This is a genomic window from uncultured Marinobacter sp. (genome assembly GCF_963974375.1).
In the GTDB taxonomy this organism is placed as follows: Bacteria; Pseudomonadota; Gammaproteobacteria; order Pseudomonadales; family Oleiphilaceae; genus Marinobacter.
In genome coordinates this window covers 1-4,623 of the sequence record NZ_CAXBDN010000309.1, presented here as the reverse complement: position 1 = coordinate 4,623, position 4,623 = coordinate 1, and the positions used below count along the sequence as shown (strand labels likewise).

The 4,623-nt window shown below is 59.6% G+C and carries 5 protein-coding genes; 1 reads left to right on the top strand and 4 read right to left on the bottom strand.

Going from position 1 to position 4,623, the window contains the following annotated elements:
- Nucleotides 1–38: 38 nt before the first annotated feature.
- Together msrB and msrA are read right to left on the bottom strand one after the other, a co-directional pair.
- Entirely contained in the window at nt 39–476 is a 438-nt protein-coding gene (gene msrB / locus AAC035_RS18885; RefSeq protein WP_339806658.1) for a peptide-methionine (R)-S-oxide reductase MsrB, read from the bottom strand.
- A 75-nt stretch (nt 477–551) separates the two neighbouring features.
- Entirely contained in the window at nt 552–1,178 is a 627-nt protein-coding gene (gene msrA, locus AAC035_RS18880) for a peptide-methionine (S)-S-oxide reductase MsrA (protein ID WP_339806657.1), read from the bottom strand.
- 350 nt (nt 1,179–1,528) lie between these two features.
- On the opposite strand from msrA, the gene AAC035_RS18875 reads away from it, so the two are divergent.
- Nucleotides 1,529–2,500, top strand: a complete 972-nt coding sequence (locus AAC035_RS18875; protein ID WP_339806656.1) for a metallophosphoesterase — start codon at nt 1,529–1,531, stop codon at nt 2,498–2,500.
- Nucleotides 2,501–2,533: 33 nt separating this feature from the next.
- Here AAC035_RS18875 and AAC035_RS18870 read toward each other — a convergent pair whose 3' ends face one another.
- Both AAC035_RS18870 and AAC035_RS18865 read right to left on the bottom strand, forming a co-directional pair.
- Entirely contained in the window at nt 2,534–3,013 is a 480-nt protein-coding gene (locus AAC035_RS18870) for a CDP-archaeol synthase (RefSeq protein WP_339806655.1), read from the bottom strand.
- Nucleotides 3,014–3,085: 72 nt separating this feature from the next.
- Complete coding sequence (locus AAC035_RS18865) at nt 3,086–4,465, bottom strand: class II fumarate hydratase (RefSeq protein WP_339806654.1); 1,380 nt, start codon at nt 4,463–4,465, stop codon at nt 3,086–3,088.
- Nucleotides 4,466–4,623 lie beyond the last annotated feature (158 nt).

Sequence of the window (4,623 nt, the reverse complement as noted above, 5' to 3'; positions counted from 1 at the left end):
CGCATACTCGCGCAGACAGCACGCGGCAACGGCCTGAACTACGGCTGGTCCTCAGATTCGGCGCTAAAAGTCAGGGACACCGAGTTCAGGCAATAGCGTTGCCCGGTCGGTGGCGGGCCGTCCGGAAAAACGTGGCCCTGATGACTGTCGCAACGAGCGCAACGGACCTCGATCCGCACCATGCCGTAGCTGCGATCTTCAATACAGCGGATGTGGTCCGGATCAAACGGCTCGAAGAAACTGGGCCAGCCGGTTCCTGAATCAAACTTGGCGGACGAGCTGAACAACGGCAACTCGCACAATCGGCACCGGTAAACCCCACGGGTCTTGTTATCCAGCAAGGTGCCACAGAAGGCGCGTTCGGTGCCGTGATCCAGCAGCACGCTGCGCTCATCCGGGCTCAGATCGGCGGCGAGTGCGGCAACAGCGTCGTCACTCAGGGGACTCAGATCATAACCACTGGCTGATTGGGCCATACTCACATTCCTCTGGTTTCACCGAAATCCGGATTCCGGTAACGGGTTTACACTGAAAACGGCTGCGCAAAGGCATCAGTTCTTGCGCAGGCGATCCGGGAAAACTTCACGGGTTTTCTTCAGCTTTGGGGCAGCGACGGCCAAGATATAGGGCTGTGACGGGTTTTTTCCGGCAAAGTTCTGATGATGCTCCTCCGCCGGAAAAAACTCCCCCAGGGGTTCGAGGGTGGTGACGATTGGATCGGAATAAACGCCCGCTTCGTCCAGCTGACGAATATAGGCTTCGGCCACCCGTCGTTGCTCCGGAGTCTCGACAAAAATGGCGGAGCGATACTGAGGGCCAAGGTCGTTGCCCTGGCGATCAAGCTGAGTCGGGTCGTGAGCAACGGAAAAAAACACCCGCAACAACTCTCCATAGCTGATTACCGCCGGGTCGTAACGGATTTCAATAGCTTCCGCATGCCCTGTCTGCCCGGAACAGACCGCCTCATAATTTGCGGTGCCAGCCTCGCCGCCGGTGTAACCGGAAACGACCGATATCACACCCTCAAGTGCCAGGAAAACTGCCTCGGTGCACCAGAAGCAACCACCAGCCAGCACAATCTTGCACGCTTCCGCGCCATCCGCTGCCAGATCCTGTGCCGGGGCCGGAAACCGGTCATTGGCAACAGTCATACCGGAAATACTGCAGGACGTACTCATACCCGTCTCCCGAACTCAATAATAGGATGTCTGCCCTGACGTTACTGCTTCATTCGACGTCATGCGCTTACTCAGGCGTCATACTAGGCCATTAACGACCGACAAGGGGCGCGCGTTGTCCATTTTGTGACCTTCTAGTCCCGATTACCACCGGCTCACCCGATGAACACCAGAAAATGTCCCGGAATATACGACCAACAAACATGAAAGATCAGCGCGCCGGTTTTACGGCGGGCCCTTTTCCGCCCATAATCGTCGGATCAGCAAGTACTCTCGTGCCCTGTTCAAGCTCCAGCTTGCTTATACTTCCGGGCCGATGAGACACCATATCAACTTCAGGCTGCAACCTTATGACGGCACCAGCCCGACCACCGCAAGAGGATGACCTGCTCCGCTACCGGTTAAGTTTACGGCTGGGTTCTGTCCATGCCCGCCAGCGCCTCAGCATTGAGCAGGAATCCGACGCCCGGATAACCGGCCCCGACCGACGCTCGTTTCACCTGGAGAATTTCTACTCGGCCCATGGCTTTATCCGCGGCTGCCTGAAATCCGTGGGCCTGTTCGCCCGGGGGCAACGCAACAGCCGCCGCCTGCGGACCGTTGAACACCGATTCATCCTGCCGTCCCTGCCGCCCGCCTTCGAGAACTTCCGGGTACTGCACCTCACCGATCTGCACGTGGATATGGACCGGGAAAATCTGGAGGCCGTCATTCGCCAGATCCAGCCACTGGAATACGATCTGTGTGTGCTGACCGGCGACTACAGACGCCTGACCTGGGGACCGGTGGACCAGGCCCTGGAAGGTATGGCCCGGTTACGAACCGCCATTGGCGGAGAAGCGATAGCGGTACTGGGCAACCACGACAGCATTCGCATGGTGCCGGGACTGGAAGATATGGGCTACACCCTGTTGCTGAACGAGCACAAGGCCCTGACGCGGGACGGACAAACCCTGTACGTCGCCGGCGTGGACGATGCCCATTTCTACAAGGTTCATAACCTGCACCGGGCCGGTGACAATATTCCGGACGACGCCGCCAGCCTGTTGTTGAGCCATACGCCGGAGATCTGGCGGGAAGCAGCTCACGCCGGCTTCGATCTGTTTCTCTGTGGCCACACCCACGGCGGTCAGATCTGCCTGCCCGGAGGAATTCCGGTGACCCTTGATGCCCAGTGCCCCCGGCGCATGGGACGCGGCTACTGGCGCCACAATGGCATGCAGGGGTATACCTCGCCGGGGGCGGGCACCTCGGTGGTCAACGTGCGGCTCAATTGCCCGCCGGAGGTCACCGTACACACCCTGTCCTCCGGACCTCGCTAGCCTTGGTGTGTTAGTGGGGAGTTTGGTGGGAGGCTAGTGGGGCTGCTTGCGAATGCCCAGCCGGAACAGCAGCGGTGAAATAGCCATGTTGGCAGCCACAAACACCACCACCGGAACAAGCGCCTCCAGCCACTCCAGGGATAGCCAGACAGCAGCAAACAGCATCGGCACAATGGCTTCCGGAAGCTGGTCGAGACCGGTAGCACGGGCACTCTGGGCCAGCCCGCAGCGGCGTTTGATAAAGCTGCTGACCAGATCCCCCAGCAGGGCCAGAGTGCCAAACAGGGCGCCGAACAGGGCACCGAAGCCGGTAACAAGGGATAGCAGTGCACAGCTCGTTATGCCCACAACCAGCCCTCTCCAGGTTTTGCTTTTACCCAGTATGGGCCGGCCATCGCGCCACAAACGACCGCCGTCCACGGGCGCGTTCCAGCGCTGCCGCAGCAGGCGATGGGCAATGACAGGAGTGCCATTGGCCAGAGCAAGCAGCAAAAACAGCCAGAGAATGGTCATCCTGCACATCCCGTCAGTGAGTCATTCCTTACCCGTGTGACACCAGGATCATGAAACCGTTCTGGTCCGTGCTCAGTCTGACAGCCCCCCTTCCGTGAGCTTGAGGGGATCCAGCAGCTGCTCAAGGCGATCACGACCCAGGTCTGTCTGTTCCTCCGCAACATCGATAATGGCGCGACCGCTGCGATAGGCCTCCTTGGCAATGCTGGCTGCCCGGGCGTAGCCGATTTCGGGGTTAAGCGCGGTCACCAGCACCGGATTCTTGCCTACGGCTGCGTCCAGATGGGCCCCGTTCACGGTGAACCCGCTGATCGCACTGTCCGCCAGCAACATGCTGCTGCGGCTGAGCAGCGTCATCATGTCCAGCAGGTTGGCACCCACCAGTGGCAACATCACGTTTAACTGAAAATTGCCGGACTGGCCTGCGATGGCGACTGCAGCATCAAGTCCCATGACCTGGGTGGCGGCCATGGCCGCAGATTCCGGAATCACCGGGTTGACCTTCCCGGGCATGATCGAGCTGCCCGGCTGAAGCGCCGGCAGGCTGATTTCTGCCAGACCATGAATGGGACCGCTGTTCATCCAGCGCAGATCGTTGGCAATCTTGATCAGCGTTACGGCGGCGCCACGTAACTGCGCGGACAGGTTAACCGGGCCATCCACCGCACTCTGGCCGGTGAACTTGTGTTCCATTTCGCGGAAACGGAAACCGGTCTGTTCATGAAGACCGGTGACCAGGCGCTCCGCAAAGTCCGGGTGGGCATTCACACCGGTACCTACGGCGGTGCCGCCCTGAGGTACTGATAACAGCTCATCGCACGCCAGTTCAACACGGTGTGCCACGGCCACCAGCTGTTCCCGCCAGGTACGCAGCTCCTGACCAAGGGTCACGGGCATGGCATCCATCAGGTGGGTACGACCGGTTTTGACCTGGCTGATCAGCTCCGCTTCGCGCTGATAGATTGCCCCCTGCAGATGGGTCAGGGCCGGCAACAGCTGACGCTGCACGGCGGTGACCGAACTGACGTGGATAGCGGTAGGAATGACGTCATTGGAGCTCTGCCCCATGTTGACATGATCATTGGCATCAACCACCTGGTCGCCGCTGCTGGCAAGGCGGGCAATGACTTCATTGACGTTCATGTTGGTGCTGGTGCCGGAGCCGGTCTGGTAACGGTCCACGGGAAACTGGTCCCGATAGTCCCCTTCAAGCAGCTTGTCACAGGCTGCGACAATAACCTGATGCCGGCCACCATCAAGCAGACCGAGCTGGTGGTTTGCATTTGCCGCCGCTTTCTTGATCTGGACGACAGCATCAATAAACTCCGGTGGCATCCCCAGACCGCTGACCGGAAAATTGTCTACCGCCCGCTGGGTCTGGGCACCCCAAAGTGCATCTTCGGGCAAGACCACCTCGCCCATACTGTCCTGTTCGGTCCTTTGACTCGCCATGGCGTGTTCCTCCTTTACCTGCCAAATTTAACAGCTCGATTGTTCACCAAGCCTGATGTTAGTTCTAGTCTGCATGCCCGGGTCTTACAACACCAATCCATCGTGGCCCCTCGGCTTCATCGACCGACGATTTCTGCACCCCAAACGAAAACCGCCGG